This window comes from Cupriavidus sp. FW305-26 (genome assembly GCF_058787975.1).
Map to the genome: position 1 here is coordinate 96,474 of NZ_JBYTAH010000002.1, position 23,747 is coordinate 120,220.

The window sequence follows — 23,747 nt, forward strand, 5'->3', positions numbered from 1 at the left end:
CTCATGCCGTCTGGAAACTCATCCGCTTCGCCTGCGAGATCGACATGGCCGCCACTTGCACATGCGGGGCCAGCTTGGCCTGGGCGGTTTCCAGCGTCCAGCGCGTGGACGGGACTGAGATATTGATGGCCCCGACCGGCAGCCCGCGGTGGTCGGTGATTGCGGCTGCGACGGAGATGTCGCCGACCACGGTCTGGTTCATGGCCACGGCATAGCCGCGTTCACCGGCCTCGCGGATCGCCGTCATCAGCTTGTCGGGGTCGGTTTCAGTGAACGGCGTGATGGGGTTCAGTGCGGTCGCCCGCACCACCTCCAGGCGCTGCGCTTCGGGCAGCTTCGACAGGATCGCAATCCCGGACGCGGTGTACACGGCCGGGAGCCGGTACCCGACCCCGAAATCGACGTTGATCAGGTGCTGCCCGGGGAAGCGGGCCAGGAACACGATTTCGTGCCCGTCGAGTTCCTGCAGGTTGGCGGTTTCTCCCAGCGTGCGGCTGATATCGAGCAGGTAGGGCGATGCGCGCTCGACCAGGTCGTTGGAGCGCAGGTAGTTGTACGACAGGCCCAGTGCCTTCGGCGCAAGCCCATACATCGCCGAATCGGGCAGGCGCCGGATGTAGCCCAGCTGTTCCAGTGTGTGCACCAGCCGCTGGGTGGCGCTGCGGTCGAGATCGGCCGCCCGGGCGATTTCCGCCATCGACATCAGGCGGCGGTCCGGGCCGTGGAAGGCTTCCAGCACCTGGAAGGCCTTTTCCACCGAACCGACGAACAGGGACGAACGCTCGCGCCTTGTGCGCAGCCCGTTGCCTTCATTACCTGAATCCACACAACCTCCTGCTCGTCCTTGTCATTGTTTTCATGGCTTACAGTGCGGCCAGCCGCGCGGCATGGTCGTCCGAGAGCGCGGCAGCGTCCAGCCTGGCTGCCTGCGGAACGCCGAGCAGCCGCAGCGTGGTCTCGAATTCTCCACGCAGGATGGCCAGGACTTCCGCCACGCCGCGGGGACCGCGCGCCGCCAGCCCGTACAGCGGTGCGCGCCCCACCAGCACGCCGCGGGCGCCCATTGCCAGCGCCTTGGCGATGTCGGCGCCGCGGCGCACGCCGCCATCGACGAATACGTGCATCCCGCCCGCCGCCGCGACGATGGCGGGCAGCATCTCGACCGCGCTGGGCGCGCCTTCCAGCTGGCGGCCGCCGTGGTTGCTGACCACGATGCCATCCAGGCCCTGGCGGGCGGCGATTTCCGCGTCGGCCGGCGTAAGGATACCCTTGATGATGACGGGCCCGTGCCAGTGCCGGCGCAGCCAGGCGATGTCGTCCCAGCACAGCGACATGTCCATCTGCCGGCTCAATCCCGCCGCCTGCGCCTTCAGGTCGTTGGACATCCCGCTGCTGCGGGCCAGGTTGACCAGCTGCGGCGAGCCGCCCTGGCGCAGCATGCGCAGGCACCAGCGCGGATGGGCCGCCAGGTCGGCCAGCAGCCGCGGCGTCCACGGCACCGGCATGCGAAAGCCGTTGCGGATGTCATGGTCGCGCTTGCCGTGCACCATGGTGTCGACGGTCAGCATCAGCGTGCTGAAGCCGGCGGCGCGTGCGCGCGCCATCATGCTCTCGGAGATGGCGCGGTCGCGCTGCACGTAGAGCTGCAGCCACAGGTCGCCGTCGCTGGCTGCGCGCACGTCTTCGATCAGCGAGGTCGATGCAGTCGACATCACGAAGGGCAGTCCTTCAGCGTGTGCGGCCCGTGCCAGCGCCTCTTCGGCCTTCGGCCAGTACAGTCCGTTCAGCCCCGTGGGGCCCACCAGCAACGGCAGGCGGTACTTGCGGCCGAAGATCTCCATGCCGGGATCGATCTCCGTGACGTCGCGCAGCACGCGCGGCCGGAACAGCAGTGCCTGGTATGCGGCCAGGTTGCGTGCCAGCGTGCGCCCGTCCTCCGCGCCTCCCTCCAGATAGTCGAAGGCGAAGCGCGACAGCCGGCGCCGCGCCAGGTCCCGATAGTCCTTGATGGCCGGCAGCATGATCGTCGGCGCCTCAGGCGAGGGCGGCCTCGGCTTGCAGCCGCTGCGTCAGTTCGGCACGCAGCTGTGCCTGCAGCCCGGGTGCCGGCGCTACCAGCGGTGCCAGCACCTTAGGCGCGGTCACGCCCACCAGGTCGAGCACGGATTTCAGCGGCCCAGGATTGGTTTCGGAGAAGGCCAGGTCCAGCAACGGAATCAGCTGGCGGTGCAGGCGTACCGCTTGCGCGGTATTGCCGGCCACGCCGAGCTCATAGATGGCGCGCCAGGTGCGCGGCAGCACGGAGGCGGTCACGACCACGCCACCCCTGGCACCCGCCGCCATGTGCAGCGGGAACAGGCTGTCCTCGCCGCTGAACACGCTGAAGCTGTCGTCGACACCCGCCACCACCTTGAGGAAGTGGTACATGTCGGTGTTGCAGGCTTTCATGCCGATGATGTTTTCGTGGCGCGACAGCTCGTGCAGCACCTCGGGCGCGATCGCGATCCGCGTGCGGTAGGGGATCTCGTAGATCATGACCGGCACCGGCGAGGCGTCGGCATAGCGCAGGAAGTAGTCGCGGATGCCTTGCTGGGTCGGCGAGGTGTAATAGGGCGTCAGCACCATCAGGGCAGAGGCGCCGACGCCGGCAAAGGCCTTGCCCGCATCCAGCGCATCGTGGAACCCCGGGTCGAGCACGCCGGGAATGACGGGAACCTGGCCAGCCGCTGCTTCGACACAAAGGGCTGCCATGCGGACGCGCTCCTCGCGCGACAGGGCACCGTATTCGCCGGTGCCGCCCAGCGGCACCACGCCGGCAACGCCGTTGGCCAGCAGGTAGGCCATCAGCTTGCGCGTGGCGTCCTGGTCGATCCTGTCGTCGGCCGTCACGGGCGTCGGGATGGCGGGGAAGATGCCGCGCAGGTCGGCGGCGGTAAGCTTGTTGTTCATGGATAAGGTTCTCAGCGCCCGGCGCTCTTGCGGCGCAAGCGCTCGGCGCAGGTGATCAGGAGGGTAACGAAGACGAACAGGCAGGTAGACACCGCGGCAATCACCGGTGAAAGCTGCAGCGTCACCTCGTCCCAGAACTGCTTGGGCAGGGTGGCGCTCAGTCCGCCAGAGGCAAACAGGGCGATCGTCAGCTCATCGAACGAGGTGGCGAAGGCGAACAGGAAGGACGAGAACAGGCCGGCGGCGAGGATCGGCAGCGTCACGTAGCGCAGCGTCTGCCAGGGCCTGGCGCCCAGGCTTTGCGCCGCCAGGTCGAGCCGCGTGTCGTAGTTGCGCAGCACCGCCATCATCGTCATGACGACGTAGGGCACGGCAATGACGGTGTGGCCGATCATCAGGCCGAGCGAGGTGCCGACCAGCCCGACCCTGGCGAAGAAGTAGAACATCCCCACCGCGATGATCATGCGCGGGATGATGATCGGCGACAGCACGAACGCCAGCAGCAGCGACTTGCCCCGCATCTGCGAGCGCGCCAGCAGGAACGCCACCGGCGTGCCGACCAGCAGCGCCAGCACCGCGGCGCCAAGGCCGACCAGCAGCGAGCGCAGCCCGGCCTGCATCCACAGCGGCGAGGCGAGCATGTCCTGGTAGTGCTGCAGCGTGAAGCCGCGCGGCGGCCAGTTCAGCCCCGACTTGTCGGCGAACGACAGCGGGATCATCAGCAGCGCCGGCACGCTCAGGAACAGCAGCACCAGCAGCACGATCGTGCGCAGCGGCAGCGAGTCGCCCGGCTGCGGCTCGCGCCGGCCGCGCGGCACCAGTGCCAGCAGCTTGTCGCTGACCGCTCCCAGTGCGCCCAGCACGCTGTCACCGAGCCGATGCAGCACGCCATCGTGCGCGGCCGCGGAGCGGGTGCGTTGCTCCGCTCCGCCTGCCATCGACGAGAGCCCGAGCACCTTGTCATACAGGGCGAACACCGCCAGCACGACCAGCAGCAGCAACACCGAGATCGAGCCGGCGAAACCCCAGTTCATGGTCTGCTGCACCTGGTCGATGATCAGCTGGGCGACCATGATCTCTTTGCGTCCGCCCAGCAGCGCGGGCACGATAAAGAAGCCGACGGCGGTGACGAACACCATGATGGCGCCGGCCGCCACGCCCGGCATCGAGAGCGGGAAGTAGACGCGCCAGAACGCCGTGCCAGGCCGTGCCCCAAGCGTAAGCGCCGCGCGCGGGAGGTTGCGGTCGATGTTCTCCATCACCGACAGCATGGTCAGCACCGCCAGCGGCATCAGCGCGTGCACCATCGCCACCAGCACGGCGCCGAGGCTGTACAGCAGGTTGGAAGGCGCATCCTGGATGCCGGCGGCGCTCAGCAACTGGTTGACCACACCGTTGCGGCCCAGCATCACGATCCAGGCAAAGGCGCGCACCAGGAAGCTGGTCCAGAACGACAGCAGTACCCAGAACAGCCACTTTGCCTTCCTGTCCTTTGACAGCGAGGAGATCAGGTAGGCCACCGGATAACCGGCGACCACGGAGAGCAGCGTGGTCCAGAGCGAGATCTTCAGCGTGATCAGCATCACGTCGACGTAGACCGACGACGCAAACAGCTGGCGGTACTTGGCCAGCGTGAAGGCACCGTCGCTGTAGACGCTCAGCAGCAGCAGCTGGCCGACCGGGTAGACCAGCAGCACCACGAACAGGAGCACCAGCGGCGCGGCCAGCAAGGCGGGCCGCAGCCAGGGTAGGGGTCGGCGTTGCAGGGCGACGGCGGTCATAGCGAATCCGGGACGGCGACAGCGTCGCTGCGCTGCCAGGTAAGCGTGACTTGCTGCCCGACCGCATGCCGGGAAGCGCCCATCGAGGTGGGGTAGGACAGCACCACCGGGGCCTGGCCGGCGGCATCGGATTCCACGTACAGTTTGGTCAGGCTGCCGGTGATCATGCTGTCAAGCACTTTGCCGCTGACCGCATTGGCGGCGGTGACGCCGTTGGCCATGGCGATGTTCTGCGGCCGCACCATGACCCGCACCTTGCCCCCGGCGGCCACCGGCGCATTGGTGACCGCGTGGGCGACGGCGCCGCCCTGTGCCAGCGCCACCTCCACGTGGTCGCCGCGCACTTCCGTGACGGTGCCCTCGAACAGGTTCGATTCGCCCAGGAAGTCGGCCACGAACAGCGTGCGCGGGCGGAAGTACAGGTCCGACGGCGTGCCAAGCTGCTCGATCTTGCCGCCGTTCATCAGGCAGATGCGGTCAGACATCGTCATCGCCTCTTCCTGGTCGTGGGTGACATAGACGATGGTGGTGCCCAGCTCGCGGTGGATGCGCTTGATCTCCAGCTGCATGTGGTCGCGCAGCTTCTTGTCCAGGGCGCCCAGCGGTTCATCCATCAGGATGATCGATGGCTTGTAGACCAGGCAGCGGGCCAGCGCGATGCGCTGCTGCTGGCCGCCCGAGAGTTCCTTCGGGAAGCGCGCCGCGACGTGGGGCAGGCGGACCATCTCCAGTGCTTCCAGTGCCTGGCGCCTGGCCGTGGCCGCGTCGACCCGGCGCATCTTCAGCGGGAAGGCGATGTTCTCCGCGATCGTCATGTGCGGGAACAGCGCGTAGTTCTGGAACACCATGCCGATATCGCGCTCGTAGGGGGCGCCATAGGTCACGTCCTTGCCATTGATCAGCAGCTGGCCGCCGTCCGGCACGGCCAGCCCGGCGATCAGGCTGAGCAGCGTGGTCTTGCCCGAGCCCGAAGGGCCCAGGAGGGTAAGGAATTCCCCCTCGGCCACTTCAAGGTCGGTCGGGGCCAGCGCGACGAAGTCGCCATAACGCTTGGTCAGCCCGGAAATCTTGAGTTTGAAATTCGGCATCGTGTCGTTGCTTGTGGTGTCTGGTGAAGAGGTTCAGATCACTTGAGGATCCAGCCGTTGAACTTCTCCATCACCGCGGCCTGGTTATCGAGCCAGTACTTGGCGTTGATCTGCACGCCCGACTTGATGTTGTCGGGGTGGGTCGGGCAGTTCTTCGCAACCTCGGGCTTGATGTACTTGAAGGCATCCGGCTGGGTCACGCCTGCCGGGAAGTACTCCACCAGCGAGGCCATGCGCTTGGGGTCGGACGCGAACTTGATGAATTCGCGGCAGGCTTGCGCATTCGGCGTGCCGGCCAGGATGGACCAGTTGTCCACGCCCCACAGGTTCTGGTTCCAGACGATGCCGACCTGGGCACCGGAGGCGGCCGCGCTCTGTGCGCGCGACACCCAGGTGGCCACCATGTCGACCTCGCCGGACTTGAGCATCTGCTCTACCTGGGCGCCGGAGTTCCACCACACGTCAACGTTGGCCTTGATCTTCTCCAGGTTGGCGATGGCCTGGTCGATATTGAGCGGATAGAGCGCGGAGGTCGCCGTGCCGGCGGCCATCAGCGACTCTTCCAGCGTGTCGAACGGGTGCTTGCGCAGGGCGCGGCGGCCGGGGAAGTCCTTGACGTTCCAGAAGTCGGCCCACGACGACGGTGCCTTGCGGCCCTTGAAGGCGTCGGTGCGATAGGCCAGGACCGTGCTGTAGACGTTGGTGCCCACGCCGTAGGGCGACATGAAATGCGCCGGAATGGTCTTGATGGTGGCGTCGCCCTCCAGGCCGTGCTTCTCCAGGTAGACCTTGCCGCCCTGCGTCAGCAGCAGGATGGCCGGCTGGCTGATCTTGGCCATGTCCCAGGTGTAGTTCCTGGTCTCGACCATGCTGCGGATCTGCGCCACCGGTTCGGCGTTGGCCTGCACGCCCACGACCTCGATGCCGGTCTTCTCGGTGAACGGCTTGTAGTACACCGCGCTGTAGGCCTTGGTGTAGATGCCGCCGTCGTCGCGCACCACGATGCGCTTGGACTGCGCGCGCGCATATTGCAGCACTGCGGGCGCGGCAAGCGTGCCAAGGCCGGCAGCGGCGACCTTGAGGGCACGCCGGCGAGAAGAGTTGATGGGGCTGTGGTCGTTCATGCGAGCTCCTTGATTGCCGTTATTGCTGGGAAGGTGGGGACGGCAGCAGCCGGCCGGGGTTGAACAGGTCGCGCGGGTCGAGCATGCGCTTGATGCCGTGCATCATGGCGATCTCGACCGCCGGCTTGAACTGCGCCATTTCCTCGGTCAGGACCTGGCCGATGCCATGTTCCGCGCTGAAGGTGCCGCCCAGTTCGTAGGCCACCTGGTCGATGGCGTGCTTGATGCGGGCGGCCACGGCATCGCGCTCTGGCAGCGCTTGCCACTGCGGGAAAGGCACCAGCGGGATGAAGTGGACGTTGCCATCGCCCAGGTGGGCCACGACGATGATCGGCAAGTCCGGCAGGACCGCATGCGCCGCCGCGGTGGCGCGCTCAATGAACTGCGGCACCGCCGAGACCGGCACGGCGCAATCGGTGTTCAGGCCCAGGCCCGCCTTCTTGTTGCCTTCGGAGACGCTATGCCGCACCTGCCACATGGCTTCGCGCTGCGCGCCGCTGGCGGCCACCACGGCATCGTCGACCAGGCCTTCGGCCACGCCTTGCTCCAGCACTTCCTGCAGCACCTCGTCGAGCAGCTCGCGCCGGCCGGTGTCGGCAAGTTCCACCAGCACGTGCCAGGGATGGCTGGCAGGCAACGGCGCACGGCGGCCGGGCACGTGATCGAGCACGATCTGCAACTGCACGTCATTGAGCATTTCAAACGCGGACAGGGTGGCGCCACAGCGCTGCTGGAAGCGTCCCAGCATCTCCAGCGCCGCCTGCGGCGTGCTCACCGCCAGCCACGCCATGGCGTGCGCGGTGGGCAGCGGGTGCAGCTTGAGCGTGGCGGCGGTGATCACGCCCAGCGTGCCTTCGGAGCCGATAAACAGGTGCTTGAGATCGAGGCCGGTGTTGTTCTTGCGCAAGCGGTACAGGCCGTTCCAGACCTGGCCGTCGGGCAGGACCACTTCAAGGCCGAGCACGTTGTCGCGGGTGTTGCCATAGCGCAGCACGCCGGTGCCGCCCGCATTGGTGGCGATATTGCCGCCGATCTGGCAGGAGCCTTCGGCGCCCAGGCTCACGGGATAGAGGCGCCCCTGTTCCGCCGCCGCCTGCTGGATCGCGGCCAGCACGCAGCCTGCCTCGACTTCCATCGAGTTGTTGGCCGCATCGATGGCGCGGATGCGCCGCATGCGTGCCAGGCTGATGACGATGGGCGGCGTGCCGTCCGGGGCCGGCACCGCGCCGCCGCACAGGCTGGTATTGCCGCCTTGCGGCAGCACGGGCACGCTGGCCTGGACCGCGGCCTGCACCACCGCGGCGACTTGCGCGGTGGAGGCCGGCAGCACCACGCACAGCGCCGGGCCCTTATAACGGCCGCGCCAGTCCTCGATGTAGGCGGCTACGTCCGCGGGTTCGGTGAGAACCGCATCGGGTCCCAACAGGTCTTTCAGCTTCAATACAAGTGACATCGCTTTGTGCCCTCGTGCTCGATTGAAGCCATACTAGTCGATTGTCATGAGCATAGGTATAGGTGAAATCCACATACTAGTAATCGCAATGCGATTACTTTGTCGAACGACAGGCAATGGGCTGCAGACCAGATGTCGGGGGTTCCTTGTGCGAACGGCCTTCCGTGACAGCGGCCCGGCGGCGTGCCGCCCTACAATCTGATCCTGTCCTGACAACGAGGCTCACCATGTTCACCGCCTGTCCCACAGAAAGAAGCCGTGTCATTGCCGATCGCGTCGAGCGCTTTGTCCGCGACGTCGTGGTGCCCTATGAGCGCGACGTGCGCTGCGAAGCCCATGGCCCGACGGCCGGGCTGGTCGCCGAGCTTCGCGACCTGGCGCGCGCGGCCGGCGTCATGACGCCACATATCCTGCCCGACGGCTCTCACCTGACCCAGCTCGAAACCGCGGCCGTGCTCAAGCGCTCGGGCTTGTCGCCCCTCGGGCCGGTCGCGGTCAACACCATGGCCCCGGACGAGGGGAATATGTTCCTGCTGGGCAAGGTCGCCACGGAGGCACAGCAGCAGCGCTTCCTTGCACCGCTGGTCAGCGGCGAGGCCCGCTCCGCATTCTTCATGACCGAACCGGCGGAAGAAGGCGGGGCCGGTTCCGATCCGTCGATGCTCCAGACCACCGCGGTCAGGGACGGCGACGAATGGGTGATCCGCGGCCGCAAGAAGTTCATCACCGGAGCCGAAGGGGCCAGCGCCGGCATCCTGATGGCGCGCACCGGCGATGGTGAGCGCGCGCAGGCCACCATGTTCCTGGTCGACCTGCCGCATCCGGCGATCCGCATCGAACGCCTGCTCGACACCATCGACAGTTCCATGCCGGGCGGACATGCGCAGGTCCTGATCGACGGCCTGCGCGTGCCGCAGGACCAGGTGCTGGGCGAGGTGGACGAGGGCTTCCGTTATGCGCAGGTTCGCTTGTCGCCGGCGCGGCTGTCGCATTGCATGCGCTGGTTCGGGGGTGTGGCGCGTGCCGACGAGATCGCGCGCGCCTACGCCACCACGCGCAAGGCTTTCGGCAAGCTGCTGATCGACCACGAGGGCGTGGGCTTCATGCTCGCCGAGAACCTGATCGACCTGCAGCAGGCCGCACTGATGATCGACTGGTGCGCCGGGGTGCTCGACGGCGGTTCCCTGGGTACCGCCGAGAGTTCGATGGCCAAGGTGGCCGTGTCCGATGCCTTGTTCCGCGTGGCCGACCGCTGCGTGCAGATCCTCGGCGGCATGGGCGTGTCGCGCGACACCATTGTCGAACAGGTCTTCCGTGAAGTGCGTGCGTTTCGCATCTACGACGGCCCGACCGAAGTCCACAAGTGGTCGCTGGCAAAGAAGATCAAGCGCGATACCCTGGCAGCATCGCATCATGGCTGAGCGCCGCCCTGGCGCCGGGCCTGCCTGAGGGGGCCCGGCAGGTGCCATCGCGCCCATCCCCGATCCAGCGCGCCCTGGCCGTGCTGCGCGCGCTGTCCGATCCGGAAGTGCGCCGCATGAGCGACGTGGCGCGCGCCACCGGGCTCGATCCGGCCACGGCTTCGCGCATGCTCGACCTGCTGGTGCAGGAGGGGTTCGCCACGCGCGACCAGGCGCGCCGCTACGGCATCGGGCCCGAGATCTTCCAGCTGGCAGACGTGGCGCAGCGGCGCGTGGACTTGCGCAAGCTGGCGCGTCCGGCGCTGGAACGGCTGGTGGAGGCGTTCGAGGATACCGCCGTGCTGACCGAGGCCAGCCGTGGCGAGGCGGTGTGCACCGACCTGGAACCCGGCACGTATGCGATACGGGCGAACTACGTGACGGTCGGCACGCGCCGGCCGCTCGGCGTGGGCGCCGGCAGCCTGGCGGTGCTGGCATGGCTGCCCGCGCCCGAGCGCGCGCGCCGGCTGCAGCAGACCACGCGCAAGCTTGGCAAGCACCCGCGGCTCGATGCCGCGTGCATCGCCGCGGAAATCGAGGCAGCCCGGGCGCGCGGGCATGTGCTGTTTCTCGATTGGGTGGTCGACGGCATGGGCGGCATTGCGGTGCCGATTCTCGACTATGAGGGCCGGCCGATCGGTGCCTTGAGCGTGGCGGCGACGAGCGCGCGTATCCGCTCGCGCGAGGCCGCGCTGGCACGCAAGCTCAAGCAAGAGGCGCGACGCATCACCAGCGCCTGGACGCGCACCGTGATACCGCCGCGGGCCGACGCATGCACCGACGGCCGGCGTGCCAGGGGGCGCCAGTCCGGCGGTGGCTGACGCCTACCCCGGCGAGCCTATGACGCCGGCCCGCGCAGCAGGCCGGCCAGCGCGTCAGGTATCTCGACTTCGAAACGCAGCACGGCACTGGCCAGCGCCTTGCCGTAGTTGTCGATCGCGAGGCTGCGCGACACACCGCCGCCGAGCGCGCCCTCCGCGACGAAGTTGAGCACCTGCAGTCCATCCACTTCATGGCGCGTGACCGCGCCTGTGATCAGCGTGCCGTACAGCGCCTTGAACGCGGGTGCCGTCAGCTGTGCCTTGATATGCGGGTAGAACTCCGGCGCGTAGGCGATGACCGCCGTGTTCGAAGTATTGCCCTTGTCGCCGGAGCGGCTGTGTGCGAGACGTCGCAGTGGTACACGCATGGCGAATCCTCAGAGATAGTGGACCTGGGAGGTGATCAACGCGCGCGGCACCAGCGCCGACCAGACGCCGATGATCTCGCGCGTGCGCTCCTGGTGCGGCACGCGCTTGCCGGTGGAGGCCAGGCCGCAGACCGCCATGCTGTCGATCTCGCGGCCAACCTTGGCGGCTTCGTCGCGCGTGCGGGTGCGCGCGGCGACGCGGACCGCGATTTCGTTGGGCTCGCAGACAGGTTCGGGCGAGGCCGCGCCGTGCACGGCGTTGACGCCGAGGAAGTCGATGCGCACCTCATCCGCCTGCAACCTTGCCATGGCAAAGCGCGCTTCGAGGATGCGTTTGGCCAGCCTGGCCTTTTCCAGGCAACCCGGCCCCGCGTAGAAGAACATGTCTTCACCGATATGCCCTTCGGTGCAGCCCAGCGACACCTTGAGCGTATCGGTGCGCGGCTGCCCGCTCACACCGCTGATGCGCACGCGGTCCGGCCCTACCTGTTCGAGCACCGCGGTCGAGAAGTCGACCACCACGTCCGGCGTGATGTAGCGGCGCGGGTCGTGGACCTCGTAGAACATCTGCTCCTTGACGGTCTGCTGGTCGATGCGTCCGCCGCTGCCATCCACCTTGCCGATCACGGCGCTGCCGTCGGCCTCCACCTCGGCGATCGGGAAGGCCAGGTTCCATGGTTCCGGCACATCCTTGTAGCCGGGGTCGCCGAAATATCCCCCCGTCACCTGCGCGCCGCACTCGAGCAGATGGCCGATGGCGCTGCCGCGCGCAAGCCGAGTCACGTCGTCCGGCGACCAGCCGAAATGATGGATCATCGGCGCGAGGAACAGCGACGGGTCGGCCACGCGCCCGGTGATCACGATCTGCGCGCCCGCGCGCAATGCGGCGACGATCGGTTCGGCGCCTTCGTATGGTTCGGCGCTGATCAGGGTTTCACGCAGCGAGGAAACCGGTGCGCCGCTTTCCAGCAGGGTGAGATCCAGCTCGCAGATGCTCCCGGTCAGGTCCGTGGTGGTGACCGCGGCGATTCTGACGCCGGGCAGGCCCAGTTCCTCGCAGAGCTCGGCCACGCGCCGGGCCGCGCCGAGCGGATGAATCCAGCCCTGGTTGCTGATGATGCGCGTGCCATTGGCGATGCACGGGGGCAGCACTGCGCGCATGCGTTCGTCGAGATAGGTGTCGTAGCCGGCGAAGGCCGGGTCGCGCCGCTTGCGCACCTGCGCGGCGGATACCGTGGCCTCGGCCATGGTCTCGAAGCACAGGTAGTCGAGCTTGCCCAGGCGCGCCGAACGCTCGGCCGGCTCGACGCGGTCGCCCCACCAGCCCGATCCCGAGCCGATGCGAAGGGTGTTGGTCTTGGTCATGATTGTCCTGTGTCAGGGGTTGGCGCTGCCCAGCCGCGTCATTGCGGCTTGATGCCGGCGGTCTGGATCACGCGCGACCATTTTTCCGTATCGCTCCTGATCTGCGCCGCGAACGCGGCGGAGCCTTCGCCGCCCGGCTCGGCGCCAAGCTGTTCGATGCGCTTGCGCACGTCGGGCGTGGCCAGCACCTTGTCCACCGCCTGCTGGAGCCGGCGCACGCGCTCGGGCGGCGTGCCGGCCGGCGCGAGCAGCCCGAACCAGGAATTGACTTCATAGCCCGGCAGCCCCGACTCGCGCACGGTCGGCACGGAAGGCAGCACCGAGGCCCGCCTGGCACTGGTGACCGCCAGCGCCGTCACCTTGCCAGCCTGGATCTGTGCGAGCGCGGACGGCAGGTTGTCGAACATCAGGTTGACCTGGCCCGCGAGCAGGTCCGTCATGGCGGGGGCGGCCCCTTTGTACGGCACGTGCTGCATGCTGACGCCCGCCATCATGTTCAGCAACTCGCCTGACAGGTGGGGCGACCCGCCGGTGCTGGTCGAGGCATAGTTGATCTTGCCCGGCTCGCGCCTGGCCAGCGTCACCAGTTCGCCCACCGACCTTGCGTTCAGCGTGCTGTTGACAAGCAGCACGTTGGGGGAATTGGCGACCAGCGTCACGGGCACGAAGTCCCGGGTGCTGTCGTACGGCATGCGCGGGTAAATGAACTGGTTGGTCACCTGCGTGCCCAACGTGCCCATCAGCAGCGTATAGCCGTCAGCTGCACTGCGCGCCACGGCCTCAGCGCCGATGTTGCCGCCCGCGCCCGGACGGTTGTCGACCACGATCTGCTGGCCCAGCGCCTCGCCGGCCTTCTGCGCAACCAGGCGCGCCAGGATGTCAGTGGTGCCGCCGGGCGTGAAGGGCACCACCAGCCGGATCGGACGCGAAGGAAATGCCTCTGCCGCGCAGGCCGGTGCGGACCAGGCGCACAAGGCAGGCAGGGTGGCGAGCGCCGCAACTATGGCACGCCGCGGGCGGGAATGACGCTGCATCGGGTTGTCTCCTGGGCGCGAGGCGGTGCGCGCGCATCTGGTTTCGTTGAGGGAAACTCTGTGCGGGAGATCTTAGGGAGGGGAGCGAACGAGCGTCAAACGAATGCCATATATTTTCATTGGTTGAAAATTTCAGGCGATTTCAAGCGGACCAGTGCCGTGGGCGCGTGGCGATGGAGAGCTGAACATGAAGCCTCGACCTGCGCCGGAAGATGCACCATGGTGGCGGGCGGATGCCGCCATCTGCAAGAGTGACCAGCGCAGCAAGCTTGTGTCGTCCATCGCCATGCTGGCCCGGGAGACCTGCGACTTCGGGCAGAAGTTCCCGACCGGGTGGTCGGCTGGCGTGCGTTCGGCCTGGCCGTATGGCCCGTTCGATAAATCCGGATTGTCCTTCGGTGCCGCTATCTCGCACTCTAGCGCTGTTTGATAAACCGATCGGCGCGACACAGTCAGCGTGCCGGCGACATGGAGACGGTGATATGTGCGTTCAAGCGGGCAAGGCCACGCTGGCCGGTATGAAGTGGATCACGTGCGGAGCGCTTGGACTGGCGTTTTCCGCGGGGGCGCTGGCAGCGGATGCCTATCCGTCCAAGCCCATCACGCTGGTGGTGCCGTTCTCGGCCGGCGGCCCGACCGATGTGGTGTCGCGGGCCCTTGGCCAGGCCATGTCGAAGGATCTGGGACAGAGCGTTGTCGTGGAGAACAAGCTCGGCGCCGGCGGCACGGTGGCGGCCGCATTCGTGGCGCGGGCGCAGCCCGACGGCTACACCATCCTGATCCACCACAATGGCATGGCAACGGCGCCGGCGCTGTACAAGAAGCTCTCCTACAGCCCGATGAAGGACTTCGAGTACATCGGGCAGGTGGCGGATGTGCCGATGACGCTGCTGGGCCGCAAGGACCTGCCGCCGGCCAACGCGGCGGAGCTGATCAAGTATGTCTCGCAGAACAAGGAGAAGGTCTCGCTGGCCAATGCCGGCCTTGGCGCGGTTTCGCAGCTATGCGGCCTGCTGTTCGAGGAGGCAGTCAAGGTCAAGATGACTTCCATTCCCTACCAGGGCACCGGCCCCGCGCTGACGGCATTGCTGGGCGGGCAGGTGGACCTGCTGTGCGACCAGACCACCTCGACGCTGCCGCATATCAACGCCAACCGCGTCAAGCTGTATGGCGTGACGACGCCTAGCCGCATCAAGGCACTGCCCAATGCGCCGACGCTGCAGGAAGGCGGCCTGAAGGGCTTCTCGATGAAGGTGTGGCACGGGATCTATGCGCCCAAGGGCACGCCGCCCGAGGTCACTGCCAGGCTGACCAGGGCGCTGCAGCAGGCACTGAAGGATCCCGCCGTGGCCAAGCGGCTTGACGACCTGGGTGCGGAGGTTGTGCCGGTAGACAAGCAGACGCCGGAAGGGCTGCGCACCTGGCTCAAGTCGGAAAGCGACAAGTGGCAGCCGCTGCTGAAGACGATGAAGGTGGAGGCCGACTGACATCCTGCAGGCGGCAAGCGCGCCAGCGCTTGCGTTCCGTTGCACCCTGAATGTACGCCGCGCGACGATGGCTGCGCGGCGTACTTGCGCTTACGCGGCGCCCGCGGAGCAAGCTTCGGGTTAACACCGCAGTAGAAGCCCCAGGCATGCCGCCCCTTGATAGCAGCAGCGGAATTTTCTATTTCACCGTCGCCACGGTTGCTCGCTACCATCGTTTCAAAGGGTGTCGACGCGCAATGCGCCACCCAATCAAAACTATCTTCGTGGAAGAGACATGAAACGCTTGCTTGCTCAAGTAGGGATCGGTGCGCTCATTTCGTTCAGCGCGCACGCCTAGGCTGCTTATCCTGACCATCCCGTCCGCCTGGTCGTACGCTTCGCCGCCGGCGGCAGCACCGACATGGTGGCGCGCATCGTGTCGAACAAGCTCGGCGCCTTGCTCGGGCAGCCAGTCGTAGCCTGGAGATTCCGGCGGAGAACCTGATCGGCGAGGAACCCCCAGCGTTTGCAGCAAAGCTCAGTTCTCCTGCCACGGCATCTCTTTCCACAGCTGACGGAAGCCCGTCTCCCCGCGCTCCAGCTCCGCGCTGTAGGCGGCCGGCGCCAGATAGTGCAACGGCGCATACATCGCTTCGGCCTGCTGGCGGAACTGCGGATCCGCGACCACGCGCGCCATCGCCTCCACCAGTTTCTTCCTGACCGGCTCAGGCAGGCCCTTGGGCGCCGCCAGGCCGCGCAGCGAAGCCAGCTCAATGTCGAAGCCCTGTTCGCGGAAGGTGGGCACGTTCGGGGCCAGCGTTGCCCGTGTTGCGCCCATTTGGCCAAGGAACTTGATCGGCGAGCCGCCTTTCTGGTACTGCAGCGCTTCGCCCACGTTAATGGCCCCGATGGTGAGCTGCTGCCCGACCAGCGCCGCACGCACGTCGCCTGCGCCCTTGTAGCCGACATGGGTGAGCTTGACGCCCGCGGCCCTCTCGAACAGCAGCATGGCGAGGTGGTCGTCCGAGCCGACGCCGGTGGTGCCGACTGACACCTCCCCCGGATGCGCCTTGGCATGGCGGATCAGCGCGGCCAGCGAGTCGATGCCGTTGCTGTTGTGCACCGTGAAGCCGCCCGGATCGTCGACCAGGTTGCCGATCAGGTCGAAGCTGCGCCAGGTGAAGGTGGTCTTGCGCTCGATGGGAATGGTCAGCAGGTTCGGCGTATTGATAAAGCCGATGGTGTAGCCGTCCGGCGCGGACCGTGCCAGTTCGGCGAAGCCGATGGCGCCGCCCGCGCCGGGCTTGTTCTGTACCACCACCGTGGCGCCGCCGAGTTGCTTCTCGAGGTGGCGGGCCAGCAACCGTGCCACCAGGTCCGTCCCGCCCCCGGGACCGTAGGCCACGATCATCTGGATAGGGCGGTTGGGATAGGGCGCCTCTGCCTGTGCGCCGGTCGCGGCGGCGAGGCCGCAGGCCAGCGCGAGCGCGCCGGCCAGGCGAAGGGGAAAGCGCCGGCGCCATTGGTCTTGGGTCGGGTGCATGGTTGGTGTCTCCTCGCCGGTCTGGTATGCCAGCGTGTTATGTGTAAAGAATAGTCTGCGGAATTGCGGGCTAAGGTGTGACCGATGACAGGGCGGCAGCCTGCATCACCGCCGCAATGCGCAGGCGCGCTCGCGGCCAGACTTCGGGATTGACCAGCCGCTCGGGCCGCTCGCCACTGGTCAGCAGCGTGACGATTTGAGTGGCGGCCAGTTCGGCGTTCCTGCGCCGTGCCTCGTGAGTAACGCCAGCGGTGTGGAAGGTGGCGACGACGTTGTCCAGCGCGAGCAAGGGGTGGGCGCGTGGTGGCGGCTCCTGGTCCCACACGTCCAGACCGGCGCCGGCAAGATGGCCGCTGGCCAGCGCCGCATGCAGCGCGCCCTCATCGTGGATGCCGCCGCGCGCGGTGCTGACGAAGATGCTGCCCGGCCGCATCGCGGCAAAGGCGGCGCCATCCATCATGCGCAGCGTGGTGGCATCGCGCGGGCAATGCAGCGAGACGATGTCGGCACTGCGCAGCAATTCCTCGAAGGACACGGCCTGTGCGCCGCGTGCGGACAGCTCCGCCGCATCCAGCGCCGGGTCGCACCCGATCACGCGCATGCCCAAGGCGCGGCCGAGTGCGGCGACGCGGCGGCCCGCGTGGCCCACGCCGACCAGGCCGAGCGTGCGGCCGCGCAGTTCGTGGCCCATCAGGTCCTCACGGCTCTCGCAGTTGTGCGCGCGCAGGCTGCGGTCGGATTCGGCGATGCGGCGCAGTACCGCGAGCATCAGGCCCAGCGTCATCTCCGCCACCGAGTCGGCGTTGCCGCCGGCCTGGTTGAGCACCGCGACGCCGGCCTCGGTGCAGGCATCGATGTCGATGGTGTCGCAGCCGGAGCCGCTGGACGACACCGCCAGCAGGTTCGGGCAGCGCGCCAGCAGCGCGGCGTCGGCGAACCAGCGGCGCGGGATCTCGTCCTTGGCGGCCGAGATCTGGTAGACATGGGCGCCGGACAGCCGGTCCCAGGCGGCCGCGTCGGCGCCTTTGCGGGCGCAGGTGTGCAGCGTCAGGCCTGGCGTGGCCGTAATGATGCGGTCAAAGGCTGCGTCCAGCCAGTGGTCGAAACGGACCACCGTGCCGGCGGCAGGCATCAGCAGGACGGGCGCGTTCATACGACCACCCCCTTTTCGCGCAGCGTGCGCTCGACCCAGCTCCGATCGGCGCGGCCTTGCGCGATCGACTCGAGCACCGCTGCTTCGGAGCGTTGTACGTTCTCCACGCGCGCGGCGATTTCCTCGGCATCCTCGGCCGCAACGACCAGCAGGCCGTCGCCATCGCCCAGCACCAGGTCGCCGGGGCGCACCACCATGCCGTCGATGCAGACGGGCACATGCAATTCGCCGGGACCGTCCTTGTAAGGACCGCGGTGCGAGACCCCGCGCGCATACACGGGCAACGTCTCCTTGCCGATCGTATCGCTGTCGCGGATCAGGCCGTCGATGACGAAGCCCGCTGCGCCGCGCGCGATCGCCAGCGCCAGCATGATCTCGCCGATGATGGCATTGGGACCGGCGCCGCCGGCATCGACGACGATCACATCGCCGGGTCCGCAGAGGTCGAGGGCCTTGTGCACCATCAGGTTGTCGCCCGGGCGCGTGCGCACGGTGAGGGCGCGGCCGGCCATGACGCCATCGCGCCGGTGATAGGGCCGCAGCCGCGTGGTGCCGACGGTGCGGCACATTGCGTCGCTGACATTGGCCACCGGGAAGCTGCGGTAGCGTTCCAGCAGCGCGTTGCTGGCAGTCGGCGCCGGCTTGGGGTGGATGCGAAAGCCGTGAAGCGTGCTCATCGATAAGTCTCCGGGTGAGGGGGCATGTGGGGTAGTGAAGCGGCAGGCCGGATGCAGGCAGGGCCGATGTCTGCCAGCCGGGTCAGGCCGAGCATTGCCATATCGCGCGAGATCTCGGCCTGCAACAAGTCGATGGCGTGCGCCACGCCGGGGGTGGACCCGACCGTCGCCGCATAGGCGAACGGCCGGCCGACAAAGACGCAACGCGCGCCGAGCGCGAGCGCCTTGATTACGTCGGTGCCGCGGCATACGCCGCTGTCGAGCATCACCGGCAGGTCGGGCACGGCGTGCACGATCTCAGGCAGGACGCGCAGCGGCGCGATGGCGCCGTCGAGTTGCCGGCCGCCGTGGTTCGAAACGATGACCCCGTCCACACCGTGCCGACGCGCCAGCAAGGCGTCTTCCGCGGTCAGGATGCCCTTGACCACCAGCGTGCCTTGCCAGCGCCGGCGGATGGCTTCAAGGTGCGTCCAGGTGAAATGCGCGCGGTCGGAGAAGTCGCGCAGCACGCGCGATGACAGGATAGGCGCGCCGCGGTGCGCATAGGCGTTCTCGAAGTGCGGCATGCCGTGCCGCAGCAGCGTGCGCGCAAAAGTGCCGAGCAGCCAGCGCGGATGCGTGATGCCTTGCCATGCCAAGCGCAGGCTTGGCCGCAGCGGTGTCGAGAAGCCGGCGCGCACGTTGTTCTCGCGATTGCCCGCAACGGGCGTATCGACGGTGATCACCAGCGTCGATACGCCTGCCGCCTCGACGCGCGACAACAGCCCGTCGATCTGCGCCACGTCGCCGGGCAGGTAGGCCTGGAACCAGGTGCCGGGCGCGGCTGCCATCACTTCTTCCAGCCGGATCAGCGATGAACCGCTCATGATCGCCGGCACCGCGGCCTGCTGCGCGGCCTGCGCGAGCACGATATCGCCGCGGTAAGCGAACAACGCGGCGATGCCCATGGGTGCAACGCCGAAGGGGGCGGCATAGCGCCTGCCGAACAGCTCGAAGTCCAGTTCGCGCGTGGTCACGCCGGCAAGCACGCGTGGCCGCAACGCGATCTCGGTGAAGGCGCGGCGATTCTCCGCCAGCGAGACGCTGTCCTCCACCGCACCGCTGACGTAGGCGTACAGCGGCCGGGGCAGGCGGCGGCGGGCGAGCGGTTCAAGGTCGTTCAGCGAAAGCACTTGGCGGCGCAAGGTACCTGCGCCGCTTGCGCTTGCAGTCGTCACGCGCGGCGCGGAAGCGGTGCCGACGGCATCTGTGGCGCGGTCAGCGGCGTTTTCTGCAGCAGGGGCATGAAGAGCTGACATGATCGATAGGGGGCCAAGGCGACGACGAGGCTTCAATCTAGCAACCGCAGGGAATCGATAAAAGCGAAAAATAACGAAGCTATAATTTCGCTTTTAGGAAACTAATAATCGCCGCCCGCGGCGCGGATCCCATGACCCTCAAGCAACTGGAAGCCTTTTACTGGGCCGCGACCTGCCTCAACTTCTCGGTAGCCGCCGACCGCTGCCATCTGTCCGTGTCTTCGCTGTCCAAGCGGGTGGCCGAGCTTGAAACCTCCCTCGGCGTGCAGCTGTTCGACCGAAGCGGCCGCCGCGCCGAACTGACGGCGCAGGGCGAGCAGATGCTGCCGCGCATCCGCGAATTGCTGCGGGTCGCGGCCGAGTTGCAGCAGTCAGCAGGGCAGAGCCGTGGCCTGCAAGGCCGTTGCCGCGTGGGCCTGGGCGAACTGAGCGGCCTGACCTGGCTGCCCCGGCTGGTACGGCAGACGGCCATCCGGCACCCCGAGCTTCAGCTCGAGCCCTACGTCGATATCGGTCAGGTGCTGGAGCAGCGCCTGGAAGATGGCGAACTCGACCTCGCGGTGATCGCCGGGCCGTCATCGCGCAGCAGCCTCGCGTCGGAGCGGATCGCGCAGGTCGACTTTGTCTGGGTCGCGAGCGAGTCTTTTATCGACCAGACCGGCACCGACGATCCCCGGCGGCTGATGGCGGAGCAATTGCTGCTGTCCCTGCCGGTCGGCGCGGGCGGCACCCGGGTGCTCGACCAGTGGCTGGCCACCCGTGGCATGGCGGTCAACCGTCGCCTGGTGTGCAACAGCTGGGGCGCTGTGGTCGGCATGGTGGCGGAGGGGCTGGGTTTCGCCTTCATGCCAAGGCAGTGGGCCGAAGCGCTGGAAGCGCGCGGGGTGTTGCAGATCCTGAAGAAGGGCGGCGCGCTGGAACCGCTGCACTATGTCGTGCAATGGCGTCGCGACGACGCGCGCCTGCTGATCACGGAGATGCGCGATGTCATCAAGGACGTGATCGAATTCCAGGCGCCGCGTTGCCTGGTGTAGACCGCGTCTCGCAGGGTAGATTTGGCCCAAGGTGTGCAGATTTCGCACGCGGCAGTACAACCGTCGCCTCTATGAGTGGCAGTGGCGCGCCAGTTGCACGCCTGGAACGACATTTGCGAGGGATTTTTTTAACCCGCCGGCAGATGGCGGGCCCTGAACAGCGCCGCGGACATTGCATCTGCCATGGCCCGTGCCGGATGACCGCGGCCGTCATGGAGACGACCATGCCAAGGGCATCGAGCATAGCCCAAGCCAGGGCAGACAAGAGAGCAGGCAAGTCGCCGACCACCCAGGCCGGCCATTTCGTTCACGACGAGATCGAAGCCGTGCGAAAGGGTAAGCACGGCGTGCGCTCGGCCAAGCAGGCCATAGCGATCGGTTTGTCGGAGGCGCGCCGCGCCGGCGTCGAGGTACCGCCGAAGAAGGGCGCGACCAAGGCGGAAACCAAGTCCGCCGCCGCCAAGGCTGCGCCGCGCCGCGCGAGTTCAGAAAGCACGGCCAAGCGCTCCCAGGCTGCGCTCAAGGCACTCAAGCGCGAGAGCACCGCCGGCGCTTCTGCCAAGGCGCTGTCCGCCCAGGCAAAGAGCGCGGCAAGCAAGCGCACTGCGACCGATCGCTCGGCTGCGGCGAAGAAGGCGGCGAGCACCAAGGGTGCTGCCGGTCGCTCCGAAGCGGCCCGCAAGGCTGCTCGCACGCGTGCGGCAAGAAAGGAGTCAGCGCGTTAGCGAACCGGCGTACCGCTGTCGACAAGCTGCGCGCCTGGCACGCCGCGCTCCTCGGCGTTCACAGCACTGAACCGACATGGAGGTAAGCAAGCCACGCTCTCGCCGGCTTCGACTGTGCTGTTCGCGTAGGTCTTTTCCGCCAGGGGGCCTGGCGTAGAATCTGTCAGTGCGCCCTCGGAGCGCGGAACGCCGGGGACACCGGCTTCGATCATGCGCGTTTGGCGCTGACCTTGTCACCCATGCGCCGGATCGAGGCCGCGCCAGGCCCGATGAATACCAACCTGTCCCTTTCAACGACTTCGGCAGAATCCGCGCTCTCGGGCAAGAACCCATAGCCGGGATGCGAGGGTCTTTCACGTCGTGTGTCCGAAGCTTCCCCCCACGGAATCAACTTTTCCGCCCCCTGAATCGAGAGCCACAGATGCAATTGCCCCGCAAGCTGTTTCACATGGCCGCCCTGCTGGCCTCGCTTGCCGCCGTCGGCCATGCGCCCGCGGCTCCCTACCCGGATCATCCTGTCGAACTCGTGGTGCCAAGCACGGCGGGCGGTGGTACCGACACGGTTGCGCGGGCCTTCAGCGAAGCCATGCGAAAGTACCTGCCGCAGCCGCTGACCGTGGTGAACAAGCCAGGTGCCAGCGGCGCCATCGGCATGACGGAAGTGGCCCGCGCCAGGCCCGATGGCTACAAGCTCGGCATCATCATCGCGGAAGCCGTGATCGTCCCGCATCTCGGACCGACCACCCTCGACGCCGCCGAGCTGGTGCCGATCGCGCGCCTGAATGCCGATCCGTCGGCGATCACGGTCAAGGCCGACTCGCGCTGGAACACCATCGAGGCGTTCCTGGCATTCGCCGCGGCGCACCCGGGGGAGGTGCAGGTCGGGAATTCCGGCCCGGGCTCGATCTGGCACCTGGCGGCGACGGCGCTGGAGGACAAGGCGCACGTCAAATTCAATCATGTGCCGTTCTCCGGTGCGGCGCCGGCCCTGGTGGCGTTGATGGGCGGGCATATCGACGCGGTGGCCGTCAGTCCGGCCGAAGTATCGGCCTATGTGGCCGCAGGCAAGGTGAAGACGCTCGCGGTGATGGCCGGGCAGCGTGTCAGGGGCTTCGAGAACGTTCCGACGCTGCGTGAGCGCGGTATCGACCTCTCGATCGGCACATGGCGCGGACTGGCCGCGCCCAGGGGCACGCCACCTGAAGTGCTCGAAACCCTCGCGGCCGCCAGCCGCAAGGCGGTGGCGGACCCTGTCTTCGTGGCGGCGCTGGGCCGGCAGAACCTTGGGATTGCCTATGCCGACGCGGCGACCTTCAAGGCGATGATCGCGGCAGACAACGCGGTGATGAAGGTACTGGTGGCCAGGACCAACCTGCGGAAGTGAGGCAGCGTGTCCGTATCAGGCGGCTGCCCGGGCGGCAAAGGCCGCGAGGTCGAAGCGCGCGGCGGGCTGCCGCCCGGCGAGCGTATCCAGCAGGTTGCGCGTGGCGAGTTCGGCCATGGCGCGCCGGGTCTCATGCGTGGCCGAGCCGATATGGGGCAGGGCTGTCACCCTGGGATGGCTGCGCAGCGGTGAATCCTGCGGCAGGGGCTCGGTGGCGAAGACGTCCAGCCCGGCCGCGCGCAGGTGGCCGCTTTCGAGCGCCGCGAGCAGCGCGTCTTCCTGCACGATCTGGCCGCGGGCGCCGTTGACGAAGATGGCGCCCGGCTTCATCAGCGCGAACTCGCGCCGGCCCATCAGGCCACGCGTGCTGTCGGTCAGGGGCAGCGTGACGGCGACGATATCGGCTCGCTGCAAGGCATCGTCGAGATCCGTCCGGGTGGCGCGTCCCACCAGGTCACGCGGTTCCGCCGCGGTCTCGTTGACGTAGAGCACCCCCATGCCGAAGCCGAGCGCCGCGCGTCGCGCCACGGCCTGGCCGATGCGTCCGAAGCCCAGGATCGCCAGGGTCTTGCCGTGCACGTCCCAGCCGAACAGGCCCTCTCCGATGTTGGCGGCCCAGCGGCCTTCGCGCACATGCGCCGCAAGCTCGACCAGGCGGCGGCTCGTGGCCATGATGAGCGCGAAGACAGTGTCGGCGGTGGTCTCGGTGAGTACGCCGGGCGTATGGCACAGGGTGATGCCGCGCCGGTGCAGGCAGGGGAGGTCGTAGTTGTCGACTCCGACCGAAATACTCGAGATCACCTCCAACTGGCCCGCTTCGGCCAGCTCCGCCGCGCCCAGCTTCACGCTTGAGCCGATCAGGCCATGAGCATTGGCCAGCGCGGCGTGGAAGGCCGGCAGTTGTGCCGGCTGGCGCGGGTCGGCCACGATCACATCGTGCTCCGATTCGATCCTGGCGAGCAGGTCATCAGGAATCGGGCGGAACACCAGGACATTCTTGCGCATCGGTAATCCTTGCAGTGGC

General features: G+C 67.5%; 21 protein-coding genes and 1 pseudogene. 6 read left to right on the top strand and 16 right to left on the bottom strand.

The window, feature by feature from the left end; translation table 11 throughout:
- Position 1 precedes the first annotated feature (1 nt).
- The 7 genes from AC3WQZ_RS02045 to AC3WQZ_RS02075 are packed head-to-tail and all read right to left on the bottom strand — an operon-like array spanning position 2 to position 8,395.
- Positions 2-826 carry an IclR family transcriptional regulator gene (locus AC3WQZ_RS02045; protein WP_010810310.1) on the bottom strand — a complete coding sequence of 275 codons (825 nt, stop codon included), beginning with the start codon at positions 824-826 and terminating at the stop codon, positions 2-4.
- Between the two features lie 37 nt (positions 827-863).
- The gene (locus AC3WQZ_RS02050) at positions 864-2,021 is read right to left on the bottom strand and encodes an alpha-hydroxy acid oxidase (RefSeq protein ID WP_439669233.1); all 1,158 of its coding nucleotides are present in this window, start codon (positions 2,019-2,021) and stop codon (positions 864-866) included.
- A gap of 13 nt (positions 2,022-2,034) precedes the next feature.
- Positions 2,035-2,949, bottom strand: coding sequence for a 4-hydroxy-tetrahydrodipicolinate synthase (gene dapA, locus AC3WQZ_RS02055; RefSeq protein ID WP_439669232.1), 915 nt, complete (start codon positions 2,947-2,949; stop codon positions 2,035-2,037).
- 11 nt (positions 2,950-2,960) lie between these two features.
- Complete coding sequence (locus tag AC3WQZ_RS02060; RefSeq protein ID WP_058696499.1) at positions 2,961-4,730, bottom strand: ABC transporter permease subunit; 1,770 nt, start codon at positions 4,728-4,730, stop codon at positions 2,961-2,963.
- A complete protein-coding gene (locus AC3WQZ_RS02065; RefSeq protein ID WP_058696498.1) occupies positions 4,727-5,818 on the bottom strand; it encodes an ABC transporter ATP-binding protein in 1,092 nt (363 codons plus the stop codon). Before AC3WQZ_RS02065 ends, AC3WQZ_RS02060 begins: the two co-directional genes overlap by 4 nt.
- Positions 5,819-5,856: 38 nt before the next feature.
- Complete coding sequence (locus AC3WQZ_RS02070; RefSeq protein WP_011617495.1) at positions 5,857-6,942, bottom strand: ABC transporter substrate-binding protein; 1,086 nt, start codon at positions 6,940-6,942, stop codon at positions 5,857-5,859.
- 19 nt (positions 6,943-6,961) lie between these two features.
- On the bottom strand, positions 6,962-8,395 hold the full coding sequence (locus AC3WQZ_RS02075) for an FAD-binding oxidoreductase (RefSeq protein ID WP_058696497.1): 1,434 nt from the start codon (positions 8,393-8,395) through the stop codon (positions 6,962-6,964).
- A gap of 227 nt (positions 8,396-8,622) precedes the next feature.
- Here AC3WQZ_RS02075 and AC3WQZ_RS02080 point away from each other — a divergent pair, with 227 nt between their 5' ends.
- Together AC3WQZ_RS02080 and AC3WQZ_RS02085 are read left to right on the top strand one after the other, a co-directional pair.
- Positions 8,623-9,816, top strand: a complete 1,194-nt coding sequence (locus AC3WQZ_RS02080; protein ID WP_010810303.1) for an acyl-CoA dehydrogenase family protein — start codon at positions 8,623-8,625, stop codon at positions 9,814-9,816.
- Between the two features lie 41 nt (positions 9,817-9,857).
- Positions 9,858-10,676: an IclR family transcriptional regulator gene (locus AC3WQZ_RS02085; protein ID WP_010810302.1), complete on the top strand. Its 819-nt coding sequence runs from the start codon at positions 9,858-9,860 to the stop codon at positions 10,674-10,676.
- Between the two features lie 17 nt (positions 10,677-10,693).
- Here the strand turns inward: AC3WQZ_RS02085 and AC3WQZ_RS02090 are convergent, their stop codons facing one another.
- The 3 genes from AC3WQZ_RS02090 to AC3WQZ_RS02100 are packed head-to-tail and all read right to left on the bottom strand — an operon-like array spanning position 10,694 to position 13,443.
- The gene (locus tag AC3WQZ_RS02090) at positions 10,694-11,044 is read right to left on the bottom strand and encodes an AtuA-related protein (protein WP_010810301.1); all 351 of its coding nucleotides are present in this window, start codon (positions 11,042-11,044) and stop codon (positions 10,694-10,696) included.
- A 9-nt stretch (positions 11,045-11,053) separates the two neighbouring features.
- The gene (locus AC3WQZ_RS02095) at positions 11,054-12,409 is read right to left on the bottom strand and encodes an acyclic terpene utilization AtuA family protein (protein WP_492299959.1); all 1,356 of its coding nucleotides are present in this window, start codon (positions 12,407-12,409) and stop codon (positions 11,054-11,056) included.
- 38 nt (positions 12,410-12,447) lie between these two features.
- Positions 12,448-13,443 (bottom strand): Bug family tripartite tricarboxylate transporter substrate binding protein, encoded by a 996-nt coding sequence (locus AC3WQZ_RS02100; protein WP_454749669.1) that lies wholly within the window; start codon positions 13,441-13,443, stop codon positions 12,448-12,450.
- Between the two features lie 482 nt (positions 13,444-13,925).
- Here AC3WQZ_RS02100 and AC3WQZ_RS02105 point away from each other — a divergent pair, with 482 nt between their 5' ends.
- Positions 13,926-14,930 (top strand): tripartite tricarboxylate transporter substrate-binding protein, encoded by a 1,005-nt coding sequence (locus AC3WQZ_RS02105; RefSeq protein ID WP_010810297.1) that lies wholly within the window; start codon positions 13,926-13,928, stop codon positions 14,928-14,930.
- 517 nt (positions 14,931-15,447) lie between these two features.
- Here the strand turns inward: AC3WQZ_RS02105 and AC3WQZ_RS02110 are convergent.
- From AC3WQZ_RS02110 to AC3WQZ_RS02125, 4 genes are all read right to left on the bottom strand, one after another.
- Positions 15,448-16,452 carry a tripartite tricarboxylate transporter substrate binding protein gene (locus AC3WQZ_RS02110; protein ID WP_010810296.1) on the bottom strand — a complete coding sequence of 335 codons (1,005 nt, stop codon included), beginning with the start codon at positions 16,450-16,452 and terminating at the stop codon, positions 15,448-15,450.
- Positions 16,453-16,522: 70 nt separating this feature from the next.
- Positions 16,523-17,605: a hydroxyacid dehydrogenase gene (locus AC3WQZ_RS02115; protein WP_010810295.1), complete on the bottom strand. Its 1,083-nt coding sequence runs from the start codon at positions 17,603-17,605 to the stop codon at positions 16,523-16,525.
- Positions 17,602-18,282, bottom strand: a complete 681-nt coding sequence (locus AC3WQZ_RS02120) for an RraA family protein (RefSeq protein ID WP_492299961.1) — start codon at positions 18,280-18,282, stop codon at positions 17,602-17,604. The genes AC3WQZ_RS02115 and AC3WQZ_RS02120 overlap by 4 nt, the downstream gene beginning before the upstream one ends.
- Positions 18,279-19,454 carry an alpha-hydroxy acid oxidase gene (locus tag AC3WQZ_RS02125; protein ID WP_492300039.1) on the bottom strand — a complete coding sequence of 392 codons (1,176 nt, stop codon included), beginning with the start codon at positions 19,452-19,454 and terminating at the stop codon, positions 18,279-18,281. Before AC3WQZ_RS02125 ends, AC3WQZ_RS02120 begins: the two co-directional genes overlap by 4 nt.
- Before the next feature lie 257 nt (positions 19,455-19,711).
- Between AC3WQZ_RS02125 and AC3WQZ_RS02130 the strand changes: the two genes are divergently transcribed.
- Both AC3WQZ_RS02130 and AC3WQZ_RS02135 read left to right on the top strand, forming a co-directional pair.
- On the top strand, positions 19,712-20,614 hold the full coding sequence (locus tag AC3WQZ_RS02130) for a LysR family transcriptional regulator (RefSeq protein WP_010810292.1): 903 nt from the start codon (positions 19,712-19,714) through the stop codon (positions 20,612-20,614).
- A gap of 224 nt (positions 20,615-20,838) precedes the next feature.
- Positions 20,839-21,339 carry a DUF6496 domain-containing protein gene (locus AC3WQZ_RS02135; protein WP_439670026.1) on the top strand — a complete coding sequence of 167 codons (501 nt, stop codon included), beginning with the start codon at positions 20,839-20,841 and terminating at the stop codon, positions 21,337-21,339.
- A 158-nt stretch (positions 21,340-21,497) separates the two neighbouring features.
- On the opposite strand, the pseudogene AC3WQZ_RS02140 reads toward AC3WQZ_RS02135, so the two are convergent.
- Positions 21,498-21,682: pseudogene (locus tag AC3WQZ_RS02140) on the bottom strand (biotin carboxylase N-terminal domain-containing protein); the annotation flags it as partial.
- 78 nt (positions 21,683-21,760) lie between these two features.
- On the opposite strand from AC3WQZ_RS02140, the gene AC3WQZ_RS02145 reads away from it, so the two are divergent.
- On the top strand, positions 21,761-22,723 hold the full coding sequence (locus AC3WQZ_RS02145; protein WP_492299963.1) for a tripartite tricarboxylate transporter substrate binding protein: 963 nt from the start codon (positions 21,761-21,763) through the stop codon (positions 22,721-22,723).
- A gap of 15 nt (positions 22,724-22,738) precedes the next feature.
- Here the strand turns inward: AC3WQZ_RS02145 and AC3WQZ_RS02150 are convergent, their stop codons facing one another.
- Entirely contained in the window at positions 22,739-23,728 is a 990-nt protein-coding gene (locus tag AC3WQZ_RS02150) for a 2-hydroxyacid dehydrogenase (RefSeq protein ID WP_492299965.1), read from the bottom strand.
- Between the last annotated feature and the right edge of the window lie 19 nt (positions 23,729-23,747).